The sequence below is a fragment of the Rhodococcus sp. FW305-130 genome, from assembly GCF_058788335.1.
The window spans coordinates 393,734-408,682 of the sequence record NZ_JBYTAP010000001.1; the positions used below are offsets into that span (position 1 = coordinate 393,734).

Consider the following 14,949-nt stretch of genomic DNA (forward strand, 5'->3'; position numbering starts at 1 on the left):
GGGCGACCTACTGGTAGAGGCGCAACGCAGAACCGTTGAGCGACTTACCGAATGAGAGTCCAGCCTTGTTGAAGTACACGTTCATAACTGAATCCGAGAACGGCACAGCGGAGATCGTCTTGGTGAGCTCCGACTCGGCGTCGGCCCAAGCGTCGCAAGCGTCGCTACCGGTCAGACCGGAAGCCTTGGTGGCTGCTGCTTCGTACGCGGGGTTGCTTGTCGACCCGAAGTTCTTGCCTGCAGCGGGAACCGGACCGGTGAAGTAGGCGGTGAAGGTGCTGGGCAGCGAGGAGTTGATCTGGACCCAGGCGATGTCCCAGGCAGAGTTGTCCTTGCCGCTCAGGATGACGTCGATGATCTTGTTCGAGTCGCCGCCGATCACCTCGACGTTTGCGCCGAGTTCGGACCACGCCGACTGAGCGAGTTCTGCTGCTGCGTTGCGCGGATCGTCTGTGCCGTCGTACACGAGACGGAGATTGAGCGGCTTTCCGTCCTTGCTTCGCTTGCCGTCAGAACCAGCGGTCCAACCTGCAGCGTCCAGTGTTGCCTTGGCGGCAGTGAGATCGAAGTCCGGAATGTTGCCTGCGACGGAGTCGTAGACGCAGGCGCGCGGTTCGACGGCGACGAGACTGGTTGCCCGGACTCCGTGTCCGGCAGTGATGACCTGAGTGAGGTCGTCGAGATTGACCGCCTGGATCAGGGCCTTGCGCACTGCGGGATCGCTGGTGGGATTACTCGCGATCTGGTTGAAGTACATCTGACCGGAAGGCAGCGGACGGCCGACCGAGTCCAGATTGGCTGCCGCGACGCGGTCCTTGTCCGGACCGGCGATCGGAGCTGCATTGAGTTCACCCGAGAGAAGCTGGTTAGCGGCGGTGCTCACGTTCGGCGACATCGCGGCGATGACCGTCTTGGGGACACCCGGGGTGTCGGAGGTCGTGTCGTCGGGGCCCCAGTTGTAGCCCTCGCGACGCTGGAACGTGTAGTGATCGTTGGCGGCGACTTCGGTGACTTCGAACATGCCGGTGCCGAGCGACTTCTTGTTCGACGCTGTCGGATCTTTCAACCCGGCCTCGCACAGGATCGGCAGGCGACCGACGTTGAGAAGCAGGAACGGGCTCGGCGCCGGAGTGGTGACCGTGACGGTGCGCGCTGCAGCGTCGGCGGTTGCAGTGGCACCGGTCGGAACGGAGGACCCGCGCAACTGTGAACCGTTGTCCGGATTGGCCACGAAGTTGATGTTGTCCGCGACGGTCTGGGAAGTCAGCGTGGATCCGTCGGTACAGGTCACCCCTTCGCGGATGGTGAAGGACGCCGAGGTCGGGGTCTCTTCCCACTTCTCGGCCAACCACGGTCCGACTTCACTGGTATCGGGATCCTGGTAGACGAGGTAGTCATAGGCCAAACGCGACAACTCTGCGGTCGCCGACGCTGCCGACATGATCGGGTTGAGTGCGCCCGGATCGGCCTGCAGGGCGAAACGGAAGGTCCCGTCCGTGGCCGGTTCACCGCCACTGGCGCCCGAGGACGTGCCTCCCGAGCCACAAGCAGACAACACAAGCGTGAGCCCTGCGGCTGCCGCAAGTGTTGGATAGGAGCGGTGTTTCATGGTGCCTCCGGGATGGAGCTGGGGCCCGAGCGAAAACGTGAGGGCGCGATTGAGTGTTGACTGCTAAATCTTGGCGCATGACGTGACGCGCATCTCTGTCGATCCTCACGAAAATCGGGTCGATTTTCGTCCGCTCCCACGAAAACCGCCTGGATCGGTGAATACCTGTCCGTATACCGACAGCGACCGGCGAAACACGACGATTTCCCCGGTCGCTGCAGCACGGTTACTCGTACAGCCGAAGAGCGGAGCCGACATAGTTGCGTCCGAAAGCAAGCCCCGAATTCGAGAAGTACAGCGTGGTGATCTGGTCGGCGAACGGAATCGCCGAATTGGCCTTGACGATCTCCGACTCGGCCTCCGCCCACGCCGAGCACGCCGCATCGCCGGTGACCGCTGAAGCCTTGGCTACCGCTGCGTCGTACTCGGGATTGGAGATGGACGCGAAGTTCAGTCCGTCGGCAGGAACCGGGCCGGCGAAGAAGGGCACGAGCATGCTGGGAACTGCCACGTTGATCGTTTCCCATGCCACGTCCCACGCGGAATTGTCCTTACCGCTCAGCGCGACATCCAGAATCTTGTTGGCGTCGCCGCTGATCAGCTCGACGGTCGCTCCCAGGTTCGACCACGCCGTGAGCGCGAGATCTGCCGAGGCATCGGACGAGTCGCCGAGTGCCTCGTAGAGAAGTCGGATTCGCAACTGCGCGCCGTCCTTGCTCCGCTTGCCGCCGGCTCCGATTTTCCAGCCCGCCGAATCGAGAGTTGCTGCCGCTGCGTTCGGATCGAAGTCGGGTACATTGCCGGCGACCGAATCGTAGATACATGCGCGCGGTTCAACCGACACCATCGTGCTCGAACGTGTGCCACGTCCTGAGGTGTAGATCTCGGCGAGATCGTCGAGATTCAGCGCCTGGACGAGCGCCTTCCGCACCGCCGGATCACTTGTCGGGTTGCCCGGCATGTGGTTGAAGAACATGTCGCCGGACGGGAAGGGCTGCTTGATCGTATCCAGCGGCGCAGAGTTCAATCGGTCCTGATCCGCACCGGACACCTGTGCAGCGTTCAGATCGCCCGCCAGAAGTTGGTTTGCGGCGGTACTCATGTTCGGGACGATCGACGCGATGACTGTTGCGGGTACACCGACCGTCGTCGATGTCGTCTTGTCCGGTCCCCAGTTGTAGCCGTCTCGTCGGGTGAAGGTGTAGTGATCATTTGCGACGGACTCCGTCATCTGGAACATGCCGGAGCCGACAGTGGTTTTGTTCGCTGCCGTCGCATCCTTCAACCCCGCTTCGCACATGATCGGTAGTCGCGCGAGGTTGAGGAGCAGGAACGGCGAGGGTTCGGGCGTCGTCACTGTTACCGTACGGGCCGCGAGATCAGCAGTGGCAGTTGCGGTTGCCGGTACGTAGACGCCGCGGAGAGCTGACCCGTTGGTCTCGTCGGTGACGAAGTTGATGCTGTCTGCGACCGTGCGGGCCGTCAGCGCGGATCCGTCGGAGCACGTGACACCGTCACGAATTGCGAAGTCGGCTGAAGTGGTTGTCTCTGACCACTTTTCGGCCAGCCACGGGCCAGGGTTTCCGGTCTCCGGATCGACGTGAATCAGATAGTCGTAGCTCAGACGAGCAAGACTGTGAGCGTAGGTGGACGTGGTCATCAACGGATTCAGCGCTCCTGGGTCACCGAACAGTGCCAGCCGGAATGTTCCGTCCGTGACAGGTTGGCCGCTGTTGCCGCCCGGCGACCCGCCTGACGAACAAGCGGACAAAAGAAGGGTCGCGCAGCCGACGACTGCCAGCACGACGCAAGTACGTTTTTTCATGGAGCCTCCGGTGGCAGAATCCTTCGCCCAAGTCGAAAAGTTATGCAGCGGGCAAGGAACGAATGACGATTGATCGACACTAACGCGACGACCTACCTGCCGTATCGTGGCTTTTCACGAAAGTTCGGAGACTCTTCGTAATCAATTACGATCGCGATGCCTGCCAACGCTTGTGCGTCCGTCGTGGGCAGGCATCGCGTTGAACCGCTACTGGTACAGCCGCAGGGCTGAACCGATGAAATTGCGGCCGAATGCAAGACCCGCATTGTTGAAGTAGAGAGTCGTGATCTTGTCGGCAAAAGGTACCGCCGAGTTTGCTTTGATGATCTCGGACTCAGCGTCTGCCCAAGCGGCACAAGCGTCCTCGCCCGTCAGCCCGGAAGCCTTGGTGACGGCTGCGTCGTAGGCCGGGTTGGAGATCGACGCAAAATTCATTCCCGCCGCGGGCACAGGACCGGAGAGGAAGGGGACCAGCATGCTGGGCAGCGCGACGTTGATCGGCTCCCACACAACATCCCACGCCGTGTTGTCCTTGCCGCTGAGTGCTACATCGAGAATCTTGTTCGAGTCGCCGCTGGTGAGTTCAATGGTGGCGCCCAGGTCGTTCCACGCGTTGACCGCGACGTCGGCGGCAGCATCGGTCGCGTCACCGAACGTCTCGTACACCATCCGAATTCGGAGCGGTGTGCCGTCCTTGCTGCGCTTACCGTCCGCGCCGACCTTCCAGCCCGCAGACTCGAGAGTTGCTGCGGCTGCACTGGTATCGAAGTCCGGCAGGTTTCCGGCGACAGAGTCGTAGATGCAGGCCCGCGGTTCGATGGACACCATCGTGGTCGATCTGGTTCCGCGACCGGCCGTGAAGATCTCGGCGAGGTCGTCGAGATTGAGAGCCTGGATCAGAGCCTTGCGGACGGCAGGATCGCTCGTCGGATTGCCGGGACTGTGGTTGAAGAACATCTCGCCCGCCGGAGCGGGCTGCTTGACGGTATCCAGGTTCGCGGCGTTCATGCGATCCTGGTCGGGGCCCGAAACTGCTGCGGCATTCAGATCACCGGACAACACCTGGTTGGCCGCTGTGCTGTTGTTCGTGATGATGGACGCGACGACATTCTTGGGTACTCCAGCCGTATCCGAGGTGGTGCCGTCCGGTCCCCAGTTGTAGCCGTCGCGCCGGACGTAGGAGTAATGATCGTTCGCGACTGCCTCTGTCATCTGGAACATGCCCGACCCGAAGGTCGTCTTGTTTGCCGCCGTCGGGTCCTTCAACCCGGCCTCGCACATGATCGGTATTCGCGCCAGGTTGAGAAGCAGGAACGGAGAGGGCTCCGGAGTCGTGACCGTCACTGTCCGCGTCGCCGGGTCGGCGGTGGCGCTCGCAGTTGCCGGTGCGTACACCCCGCGGAGAGCAGATTTGTTTGCTGCGTTGGTGATGAAATTGACGTTGTCGGCGACAGTCTGGGCAGTCAGAGCGGATCCGTCGGTACAGGTGACGCCGTCGCGAATGGTGAAGGACGCGGAAGTGGTTGTCTCTTCCCATTTCTCGGCGAGCCAGGGCTTGGTGACACCGGTATCGGGATCCGGGTGGAGCAGATAGTCGTAGCTCAGACGCGCCAGCTGGTGCGCCGGCGATGCGGCCGTCATCAGCGGATTCAGAGCGCCGGGGTCGGCCACGAGAGCCAATTTGAAGGTGCCGTCCGTGACGGGTTCACCCGAACCCGAACCCGAACCCGACGAGCCACCCGATGAGCACGCGGTCAGGGCAAGAACGGTGCCAGTTGCCGCAGCCAGCAGTGCGTAGGACCGTTGTTTCATGGTGCCTCCGGAAGGTGTAGTCCCGCCCGAGTGACGCGAGGTCTGTCGGGTCAGGAGCAATAAACGATTGCTTGAATCCTCACCCAACAAAAGGAGGAGAACATCGTCCGGATTTACGAATGTTTCGTGAGACTTGGTAGATCGCTACAACGCTGTCGGATAGAAGAGACGAAGCTGGAGCATCAGGCTGAATCGAGTTTCCGGATCATCGAGATCGATTCCGGCAATCCCGGCAAGCTTCTTGAGGCGGTATCGAAACGTGTTGACGTGGATGTGAACCAACGACGCGGCCGCCGGAATGTCGCCGAACGTGTCGAGCCAGGCTCGAAGGGTGTCCACGAGGTTGATGTCGTGAGTGCGGTCGTACTCACGCAGTACCGCGAGCGGACCCGACGCGGTCTCGTTCTCGTCCGCCAGGGCGTCGGAGAGGCGCAGAAGTAGGGAATTGATCTGCACGTCGTCGGCGCGCGCGACGGTCCGGCCCGAGGAATTCCACGTCGACCTCAGAACGCGAAGCGCTCGGTCGGCTTCGTCGCGTGACTTCTCCAGCGTCATCACGTCGGCCACTGTCGCACCGATTCCGATGACCACCGACTTTTCCGAACGGGAACGGTCTGCAAACTCCGACGCGATCCGACGCACGTAGTCGTCGTCGGTCTGGTGCCGGGTGTGTGGGATGACGGCGTAGACGGTGCCACCGATCGCTGCCGCCACCGACAACGGAAATACTTGGTCGAGATAGGTATTGAGTGTCAGGGCCAGTTGATCGACGTCGGCTTCGGCCTCCAACGATGCGCCGGCGCCGCTACGGAAGCCGGCCGCAAGTACGTTTGCTTTCGAGCGGCCGTAGCCCAGTCGCTCGGCCGCTTCCTTGGCCGAAGTGCCGCCACTCAGTAGCGTGATCACCTCGCCCAACCTCAGCCGTCGTGCGGAATCGGCGGCCAGCTTGGCGCGAAGCAAACTCATCGCGGCTACCCCCGCCGCCTCGACGAGCGTTTTGACCTGCAATTCGTTCGGCTCCTCGTCCAAGATCACCCAGATCGAACCGAGGATCTGGGATGCCGCATGTATTCGCATGCCGACCCGGGGCCTGATGCCCGGCCCGATACCCGGTAGAAATACCGGCAGGGTAGAGCCGTAGATCTTGTTGAAGTACCCCATTGACCTGAGCCGGTCGGAATAGTGCTGCGGCACTTGATGTCCGAGGACGCTCTGCTTACGTGCCTCGTCGCCGAAGGCTTGATCCGCCGAAAACGCGAGGATCCGGCTCGACTGATTCTCGATGGTGACCGGGCCGTTCAATACCTGAGCGATCGAGTTGGCAAGATCGAACAGGTCGGCGTCGGCGGCGGACGTGCGGTCCCCGTTGTTGCCGGATTCGAGGATCTCGTTGATCAGCGACGCACTTTGCAGCCAGCTTGCATCCTTGACCATTCCAAGTAGTGCGATATCGGCTTCGGCGACCGCCCGTGCGACGCTTTCGTCGACGGCCAATGGCTCCCTGACGATCAGCGCGACGGCTCCGGCCGAACCGTATTCTTTTACTGCAGTGGCAATGTCGGCCGACTCGGCCAGTCCTGCGCCGAGCACGACGGCGCCCGCACTGCCTTGCGTGACTCCGGACCCTTCGTGCAGGGTCACTCGGCTGACAGTGCGGGCGTCGTCGACGGTGTCGCCTCCGCTGAGGAACGTCATTCCCAGTCTGTCGACGATGTCGACGATCGAAACTCCCGTTGGTGTGGTCACCACCACACCTTAGGGGGAGCAGGATCGATCAGTCGGCTGGTTGCCCAGCTCAGTTGGCCGGCTGCTCGGCTACAGCTTTCTCGACGAACCGGCGGGTCTGATCGAACGCCGCGGGCACCTGGACGGAATTGGTCATGTCACTGATCTCGGACCACCGTTCGGCGACGACCTCAGGGGAGAGTGCGCCTTCGGGGATGTACACGCCCTGCGACTCTTCCATGCGAGCGATCGCGAAGACACCGGCACCAGCGCTGAGGATGGTCTTGGTCGGTGCGTCATCGGAGACCATGAACAGTGCGCCGGGTGAAATCGATTCGGGTGCAAGCAGAGCGAGAGTCTTCTCGTCGAGGAGGTCTTCGGTCATGCGGGTCGCGGCGGTCGGGGCCAGCGAGTTGACGCGGATGCCCTTGCGTTCGCCCTCGATAGCGAGAACGTTCATCAGGCCGACGACGCCGGACTTCGCGGCGCCGTAGTTTGCCTGGCCGAAGTTGCCGTAAATTCCCGACGCCGACGTGGTCATGAGGATGCGTCCGTAGTTCTGTTCGACCATGTGCGGCCAGACTGCCTTGGAACAGATGACGGAACCCATCAGATGCACGTCGATGACTTTGCGGAAGTCGTCGAGCTCGGCCTTGATGAACGACTTGTCGCGCAAGATTCCGGCGTTGTTGATCAGGATGTCCACGCGGCCCCACTTGTCCACGGCCGTCGCGACCATGGCGGCAACGGCGTCGACGTCGGTGATGTCGCAGTGGTCCGCGATCGCCTCGCCACCCAACTCGACGATTTCCGCCACTACCTTGGCTGCTGCGGTATCAGCGCCGCCACTGCCGTTGACCGAGCCACCCATGTCGTTGACGACGACGCGTGCGCCGCGTGCGGCGAGGGCCAATGCATGCGAACGGCCGAGTCCGCCGCCTGCGCCTGTGATGATCGCTACCTTGCCGGAAAAATCCAACGACATTGGAAAACCTCTCTGATCTGGGATACTACTCAGTATTACTATGCGATAGCGTGGAAACAGTCAAGGGCCGGCAGGCAGTGCGAATGGGAGTGGAAGTCGAATGAGTAGTGATCTTCCGGACGTGCGATCCGCGATCATCACCAGCGCCGCCGACGCCTTTGCCGAAGACGGTTACGCGGCCACGACCATGGATTTGCTGGCCGATCGAATCGGGGCCACCAAAGGTCTTGTCTACTACCACTTTCGTTCGAAGTTCGACATCTACCTGGCAATCTACGAGCGCGGGATGAGCCTGCTCCGCGCGGAGGTCGAGTCTCGGATCGACGGGGCAGACAGCGGCCTCGCGCGTCTCGAAGCGATGTCGCACGCCCACCTGGTCAATCTCATGACACATCTCGGGTACCACCACACGATCCACCAAGGTGTCCGGGGCCAGATGAACTCCGCGCTCAAGCCGAGGCAACAGCAAGTCCTCGTGGAACTGAATTCGCTGCGACTCGACTACGAGAATCTGTTCGTCGACGTGATGACCGAAGGTGTCGCGGATGGTTCCATTCGTGCGAGCTCGCCGCGAATGGCGGCAAAAGTACTCCTCAGCAGTCTCAACGGCATCGACCTCTGGTACCGAAGGCGTGAAGGGCAGACTTTGGCGGAGACGGAGTCGTTGGCGGACCAGATCGTCGAACTCTTGATCGGCGGATTGCGCGCTGCGAACTGACTGAAAGCTGCATTCGTCAAGCGGGTTTCCTCCGACCGGTTCGTGCTGTCCTGCGGCTTGTCGTTCGGTTTGTCCCGCTCTGACAGTCGGGGTAGCATGTTGGCGTCGTGCGCGGACTTGCGTAGGAATTCAGGGAAGAGGAGGTGTGGCTGTAATGCGTGGCCAACCTCCGAGTACCAACTGAAGCTGTAGCCGCCCGGGTTGTTCCGGTATTTTGCTGCAGCTTCATCGTGTGTTCATCGGCTTCGGCTTTGCTGTGAAGCAAGCGTCGTCGTTCACTCTTCCCTCGAAAGCTGTTCAGCATGCGCGAATTTCGTCGTTCACGTTCGGTACTGCCACGTCGTTCCGCGGGTCTCGGTGACTCACATCCCGGGCACTCGCGTGCCGCACGCACCGTCGTCAAGGCTGCCCCGCCCGAGGCGGTGGCGCCCGTCGAATCGACCGTCGTCAACAGTGGCGTGTACCGCGACGGCGAGCGGATAGCGTCGCCGTCCACGCTGGCGGAAGCACTGTCATGCCTTCCGGATTCGCAGTCGATGGCGTGGATCGGCATGTACCGGCCCGACGACGCCCAGTTGTATGCCGCTGCACAACATTTCGACCTCCACGAACTGGCGGTCGAGGATGCGATTGTCGCGCACCAGCGTCCCAAGCTCGAGCGCTACGGCAAGACACTGTTCGTGGTCCTGCGTGCTGCGCGGTACCGCGACGAGACCGAGCGGGTCGAATTCGGCGAGTTGCACATCTTCTGTGGTCCGAACTTCATTCTGACCGTCCGTCACAGTGAATCGCCGGATCTCTCGGCGGTGCGGACTCGCATGGAGAACGATCCTGACCTGTTGCGGTTGGGTACCGAGGCCGTTCTCTACGCCATTCTCGACGCAGTCGTCGACGGGTACGCCCCGGTGGTGGCCGGCCTGCAGAACGACATCGACGAGATCGAAACCGAAGTGTTCAGTGGCGATCCCGGAGTTTCGCGTCGCATCTACGAACTGACCCGTGAGGTGATCGAATTCCAGCGGGCGACGCGTCCGCTGCTGGGAATGCTGCGTGGGTTGTCGGCGGGGTTCGACAAGTACCACACGGACGAGGAACTCCAGCGTTACCTCCGCGACGTCACCGACCATGCGACGACTGTGGTGGAGCGGGCCGACGGCTTTCGTCAGTTGCTCGGAAACATCCTCACGGTGAACGCAACTCTGGTGTCGCAGAACCAGAACGAGGAGATGCGCAATCTGACGCAGGCGAGCTACGCGCAGAACGAGGAGATCAAGAAGGTCTCGGCGTGGGCGGCAATTCTCTTCGCGCCGACGCTTATCGGAACCGTGTACGGAATGAACTTCGACGACATGCCGGAACTGCACTGGCACTTGGGCTATCCGTTTGCTCTCTCGATGATGTTCTTGACGTGTGGAAGTCTCTACACGATCTTCAAACGTCGGGGCTGGTTGTAGAAAGCGCCGGCTGTAGAAAGCGCTGTGCGCCTTGCCAACCGAGATCGGTTGACAAGGCGCACAGGTGTTTTTCGGGAGGGCGCTCGAATCAGAGCGTTGCGACGCAGACCGTGAACTTACGTTCCGGGTGCTCGAATCCCGAGTCTGCCCCCGAACCGCATTCGTCGATCGACGTGGAGTTCTGCAGGATTTCGACGACCTCGACTACATTGGTGCCGCTGGTATCCGAGCATTCGATGCGGGCGGGCTCGTCCATTCCGCTGCCGAGGTCCATGCATCCGCCGACTACCCAGTCGACGTCGAGACAGACAGCGCCCTGCTCGTCACCCGCGAGGGTCTCGTAGTAGTACGAGTCGACATCGGAGGCACACTGATCAGAGGTGGGAACCTTGGCGACCACCTTGTAGTTGGAATCCTTGCTACCGCAGTCCGCGTTGTCGATTTCCGCGGCCGTCGTGGTACCGCCGAGCTTGACGCAATCACCGATCGACACGTCGATGTCGACGTCGCCGCCGTCGTCCGAACCCTCCTGGCCGGTGATCTTCGAGGTGGTCGGGGCTGCGGAGGTAGTGGTCGAATCGGCAACCGAGGAAGATGATTCCGCAATGGCTTTCGGCTCGATGTCGGAACCGCAACCGACGGTGAAGGCGGCGATTGCAGAAGTTGCGATCACCGCAGTGCAAAGTCGCCGGACGATTCCGGACATAAGGACCCCTTTGTTGATTCTTGGATAATTCTGTTGGTTCGTAGATTGTTCGGGACCTATTCCAATACATCGGTAGTCGAATTGCCAACCGGACTGTCAGTATGGGTAGGTGGAGCTACCCCTGATGCCGCCGCTTGCCCCGATGCTCGCGAAGGCTGCGGCCACTGTGCCGCCTCAGCCCGAGTCCGGTGACCCGACGTGGTCGTACGAGCCGAAATGGGACGGATTTCGAGCAATCATCTTTCGTGACGGTGACGAAGTGGTGCTCGGGTCGCGAGGAGGAAAGGACTTGGCGCGGTACTTTCCCGAGGCGGTGGAAGCCGTCAAGTCTGAATTGCCCGAAAAATGTGTGGTGGACGGAGAACTGGTGGTTCCCCGTGAGATCGACGGTGTGACGCGCCTGAGTTGGGAAGCGCTCTCCGAGCGGATTCACCCCGCCGCGAGCCGCGTCGCATTGTTGTCGGAACAGACGCCCGCGCAATTTGTCGGGTTCGATTTACTGGCGCTCGGGGATCGCGACGTCTCGATCGAGGACTTCGGTGTGCGACGTGCGTTGCTCCTCGATTGCGTCGGTGGCGGGCCGAGTTGCCACGTCACGGCAGCGACGGCCGACAGCGCCGAAGCAATGGCCTGGTTCGAAACCTTCGAAGGCGCGGGCCTCGACGGGGTTGTCGCCAAGAAGCTGGCGGGACCGTACCTGCCGAACAAACGCGAGATGATCAAGGTGAAACACGCCAGGACCGCGGATGTCGTACTGCTGGGCTACCGTCCACACAAGAGCCAGCCGGGTATCGGGTCGATGCTTCTGGGTCTGTTCGACGGTGCCGAATTGAAGATGATCGGTGGCGCTTCGGCTTTCACCGCGGCGCGGCGGATCGAGTTGTTGGCCGAACTCGAACCTTTGCGCCTCGGGGACGACGTTGTGGCAGAGGGAGAGGCCAGCCGGTGGAGATCGGCCGCAGACCGCTCCTGGATTCCGCTTCGTCCTGAGCGGGTGCTGGAAGTGGCGTACGACCAGATGGAAGGGGAACGCTTTCGGCACGCCGCGCGGTTCCTGCGCTGGCGTCCGGACAGGGTGCCCGACGAATGCACTTTCGATCAGTTGGAGGTTCCGGTGCGATACGACTTCGCGGATGTTCTTGCAGGTGGTAAGTGATGGCGAGTCCCGCAGAGGAACTGGACGTCGACGGGATCGCGGTCCGGTTGTCGAGCCCGGACAAGATCTACTATCCGCAGTTGGGTGAGGACGGCGGAACCAAACGGCATCTTGTCGAGTACTACCGAACGGTGGCGCTGCAGGGTGCAGCGTTGCGGGCGCTCCAAGATCGGCCAACGCATCTTCAGCGATTCCCCGACGGCATCGAGGGCGAAGAGGTTTACCAGAAGCGGCTGCCGGCAAAGCGGCCCGAGCACGTCGAATCCTGCGAGGTCACGTTCCCGTCGGGTCGCAAGGCCGACGTCCTTCGAGTGCGTAGTGCTGCGAACATCGTGTGGGCTGCAAATCTCGGGACTGTCACGTTTCATCCCTGGGCCGTGCGTTGCCCGGACACCGACCACCCGGACGAACTCCGCATCGATCTCGATCCGCAACCGGGGACCGGGTTCGACGAGGCCGTTGCCATCGCGGACGAGGTCCTTCGCCCTCTGCTCGCCGAGTTGGGATTGGAAGGATTTCCCAAGACGTCCGGTGGCCGAGGCCTTCACGTCTACATCCCGCTCGAGGCGCGCTGGGATTTTGTCGAGGTCCGCCACGCGGGTATCGCCCTCGCCCGTGAAGTCGAACGGCGTAGTGCCGATCGCGCCACAACCGCGTGGTGGAAGGAAGAGCGGGGTGAACGGATCTTCATCGACTTCAATCAGAATGCCCGTGACCGGACGATCGCGGCGGCGTATTCGGCTCGTAAGACGCCGATCGCAACTGTGTCCACGCCGGTGACCTGGGACGAACTGCGGGACGTGCATCCAGACGACTGCACCATCGCCACGGTTCCCGGCTTGCTCGCCGATCGTGGTGATCCGATGGAAGCGATGCACGACAAGGCCTTTGCCCTCGACGTTCTGTTGGAGATGTGGGAGAAGGATCTGGTGGCGGGACTTGGCGATCTGCCGTACCCGCCGAACTATCCCAAAATGCCCGGTGAACCCAAACGAGTTCAACCGAGCAAGGACCGCGATCGGAAGAACAAAGACGGGTAGCGTCAGAGGCGGACATATCGGGTAATTCGATTAGACGTCGAATGTACGGTCACGTCGAATGCACTGTGGGGGTTGGATATGGATCGCCGGAAAATGCGAGCAGCAGGTTTAGCGGCGGGTGGCGTGATTCTTGCCGCCTTCGGATTGTCACTCGGTAGCGGAACAGCGTCGGCCGCGACGCTGGATTGTTCGGCGCGCGGCCAAGATCAGACGATCGTCGACGGGTCATCCGCATGCCGAGCGGTGGCAGATCCCTCCAGTTACGCGATTTCACACGTGGAGGGCGATGGCGTCGGCGTCGCCGATTCGCGAGACGGTGGCCGGTCGGCGGGCGTCGGACTCTTCGGCGGCGTTGCTGCAGCGGAGTCGCGCGGTGGGCTTCTTGCCGCCGTTGCGTACGGCCCGGGTTCGCTCGCACTCGGTCGCACAGACTCCTCACCCTTTGCCGTGGTGCTCAGCGGACCTGGCGGCAGAGCGGCGGTGGGTGACGCGGACGTCGGGGCGATCTGCTCGGGTGGTCCCACCCTTGTTTTCAACCTTGCCACAGGTCAGGGATGTGTCAGCGACGGCACTTCGACGTGGGTCACCCCGTGAGTGCACCCCGGTCCTGAGCCTCTTGCGTGACAGTGGTCACAATGGTGTCAAGCTCCTGCCACCGATCCGGTGACCGGACAACTTGAATCAGCGGGGATCGGAGGACGCGATGGCTCCCAATGCACGACGGGGTTCGCTCGCCCGGGTGGAGGTGCCTTCGCGCACCGAGCTGTATGTGGACCGGCGATTCCTTCCCTTGGCCGACCGCTTCTTCGCGATGTATCGCCAACCGCAACAAGGCGGCGGCGCGCTGGTCGTGTACCTGGGCGGCGAGAAAGTTCTCGACATCTGGGCCGGCAATGCCGACCGCGACAGGCGCTGGGACCACGACACGGTGTCGCTTTCCTTCTCGACCGGCAAGGGCGTGGCCAGCACCGTCGTTCATCGACTCGCCGAACGCGGGCTGATCGACTACGACGCTCCGGTTGCTCAGTACTGGCCCGAATTCTCAGGGGCCGGCAAGGACAAGATCACCGTCCGGGAACTGATGTCACATCGCGCGGGCCTTCACCGCGTTCGCGGCCTGATGCCGCATCCCCTCGACCTGATGGACTACGACGCGGTCGTTGCCGCCCTGGCTGCCGAGAAGCCGGATCCGCGTCGGCTTCGAGGCCCCGGCTATCACGCTGTGACCTACGGCTGGTTGGTAGCCGAACTTGTGGCCAGGGTGTCCGGTCAGCCGTTCATCGACGTCGTACAAGCGGAGATAGCGAAGCCCCTCGGAGTCGACGAATTCTGGTACCGCGTACCCGAAACCGAGCGTCCACGGATCGCGAAGCTGTTCCCACATATCAACCCTGCCGGCTTGAACTGGGCCTTCGCGTCGACCGTGCTCTCACACGTCGGTCCGACTCGCGGACTCGCGGAGGCCGCGATGCCGGACGGTTTCGACGTCATGGTGCGCAACCCGGCTGTCCATGACGCGGTCATGCCGGGCTGGAACGGAGTGTTCAGCGCGCGCGCTCTCGCGAAGATGTACGGCGCCATCGCTAACGGCGGCGTGATCGACGGGAAGCGGTTCCTGAAGGAATCGACCATCGACCAGATGTCGACCATCCAGACTCGCGATCGGGATTACGTGCTGGCGGTGCGGCCCAACTGGACTCTCGGTTACCACCCGCCGATCATTGCCGCGCGGCGGCAGCCGCGGAATGCGATAGGCCACTACGGAGTCGGCGGTTCAGGCGCGTATGCGGACCTGTCCAGCGGACTCTCGCTCGGTTTCACCACCAACAGGTTGGGTAGTGCTGTGACAGCTCTCGGTGATCTTCGCCTTGCGAGGCTCGGCGCCGAGGCGCAGGAGTTGGTTCGTCGAATCTGACACG

Annotated in this window: 12 protein-coding genes; 6 read left to right on the forward strand and 6 right to left on the reverse strand. The window is 62.1% G+C overall.

Annotated features, from left to right (window positions below; all coding sequences use genetic code 11):
- Window positions 1–7: 7 nt before the first annotated feature.
- The 5 genes from AC3WQS_RS01930 to AC3WQS_RS01950 form a co-directional block, all read right to left on the reverse strand.
- Entirely contained in the window at window positions 8–1,609 is a 1,602-nt protein-coding gene (locus AC3WQS_RS01930; protein WP_483633716.1) for an ABC transporter substrate-binding protein, read from the reverse strand.
- Between the two features lie 226 nt (window positions 1,610–1,835).
- Window positions 1,836–3,434 carry an ABC transporter substrate-binding protein gene (locus tag AC3WQS_RS01935; protein ID WP_054831195.1) on the reverse strand — a complete coding sequence of 533 codons (1,599 nt, stop codon included), beginning with the start codon at window positions 3,432–3,434 and terminating at the stop codon, window positions 1,836–1,838.
- 207 nt (window positions 3,435–3,641) lie between these two features.
- The gene (locus AC3WQS_RS01940; RefSeq protein ID WP_492713004.1) at window positions 3,642–5,246 is read right to left on the reverse strand and encodes an ABC transporter substrate-binding protein; all 1,605 of its coding nucleotides are present in this window, start codon (window positions 5,244–5,246) and stop codon (window positions 3,642–3,644) included.
- A 144-nt stretch (window positions 5,247–5,390) separates the two neighbouring features.
- Window positions 5,391–6,992 carry a PucR family transcriptional regulator gene (locus AC3WQS_RS01945; RefSeq protein ID WP_037120543.1) on the reverse strand — a complete coding sequence of 534 codons (1,602 nt, stop codon included), beginning with the start codon at window positions 6,990–6,992 and terminating at the stop codon, window positions 5,391–5,393.
- A 49-nt stretch (window positions 6,993–7,041) separates the two neighbouring features.
- Window positions 7,042–7,956: an SDR family NAD(P)-dependent oxidoreductase gene (locus AC3WQS_RS01950; RefSeq protein WP_019745228.1), complete on the reverse strand. Its 915-nt coding sequence runs from the start codon at window positions 7,954–7,956 to the stop codon at window positions 7,042–7,044.
- Window positions 7,957–8,056: 100 nt separating this feature from the next.
- On the opposite strand from AC3WQS_RS01950, the gene AC3WQS_RS01955 reads away from it, so the two are divergent.
- Together AC3WQS_RS01955 and AC3WQS_RS01960 are read left to right on the forward strand one after the other, a co-directional pair.
- Entirely contained in the window at window positions 8,057–8,674 is a 618-nt protein-coding gene (locus tag AC3WQS_RS01955; RefSeq protein ID WP_020970727.1) for a TetR/AcrR family transcriptional regulator, read from the forward strand.
- Window positions 8,675–8,976: 302 nt separating this feature from the next.
- A complete protein-coding gene (locus AC3WQS_RS01960) occupies window positions 8,977–10,128 on the forward strand; it encodes a magnesium and cobalt transport protein CorA (RefSeq protein WP_007731382.1) in 1,152 nt (383 codons plus the stop codon).
- Window positions 10,129–10,216: 88 nt separating this feature from the next.
- Here the strand turns inward: AC3WQS_RS01960 and lppU are convergent, their stop codons facing one another.
- Window positions 10,217–10,834 (reverse strand): LppU family putative lipoprotein, encoded by a 618-nt coding sequence (lppU, locus tag AC3WQS_RS01965; RefSeq protein ID WP_019745226.1) that lies wholly within the window; start codon window positions 10,832–10,834, stop codon window positions 10,217–10,219.
- A gap of 109 nt (window positions 10,835–10,943) precedes the next feature.
- Between lppU and AC3WQS_RS01970 the strand changes: the two genes are divergently transcribed.
- From AC3WQS_RS01970 to AC3WQS_RS01985, 4 genes are all read left to right on the forward strand, one after another.
- A complete protein-coding gene (locus AC3WQS_RS01970) occupies window positions 10,944–11,990 on the forward strand; it encodes an ATP-dependent DNA ligase (RefSeq protein ID WP_020909053.1) in 1,047 nt (348 codons plus the stop codon).
- Entirely contained in the window at window positions 11,990–13,030 is a 1,041-nt protein-coding gene (ligD, locus tag AC3WQS_RS01975; protein ID WP_042952883.1) for a non-homologous end-joining DNA ligase, read from the forward strand. Before AC3WQS_RS01970 ends, ligD begins: the two co-directional genes overlap by 1 nt.
- A 78-nt stretch (window positions 13,031–13,108) precedes the next feature.
- Entirely contained in the window at window positions 13,109–13,624 is a 516-nt protein-coding gene (locus AC3WQS_RS01980; protein WP_020970725.1) for a DUF6764 family protein, read from the forward strand.
- A gap of 109 nt (window positions 13,625–13,733) precedes the next feature.
- The gene (locus AC3WQS_RS01985; RefSeq protein WP_047889667.1) at window positions 13,734–14,945 is read left to right on the forward strand and encodes a serine hydrolase domain-containing protein; all 1,212 of its coding nucleotides are present in this window, start codon (window positions 13,734–13,736) and stop codon (window positions 14,943–14,945) included.
- Window positions 14,946–14,949 lie beyond the last annotated feature (4 nt).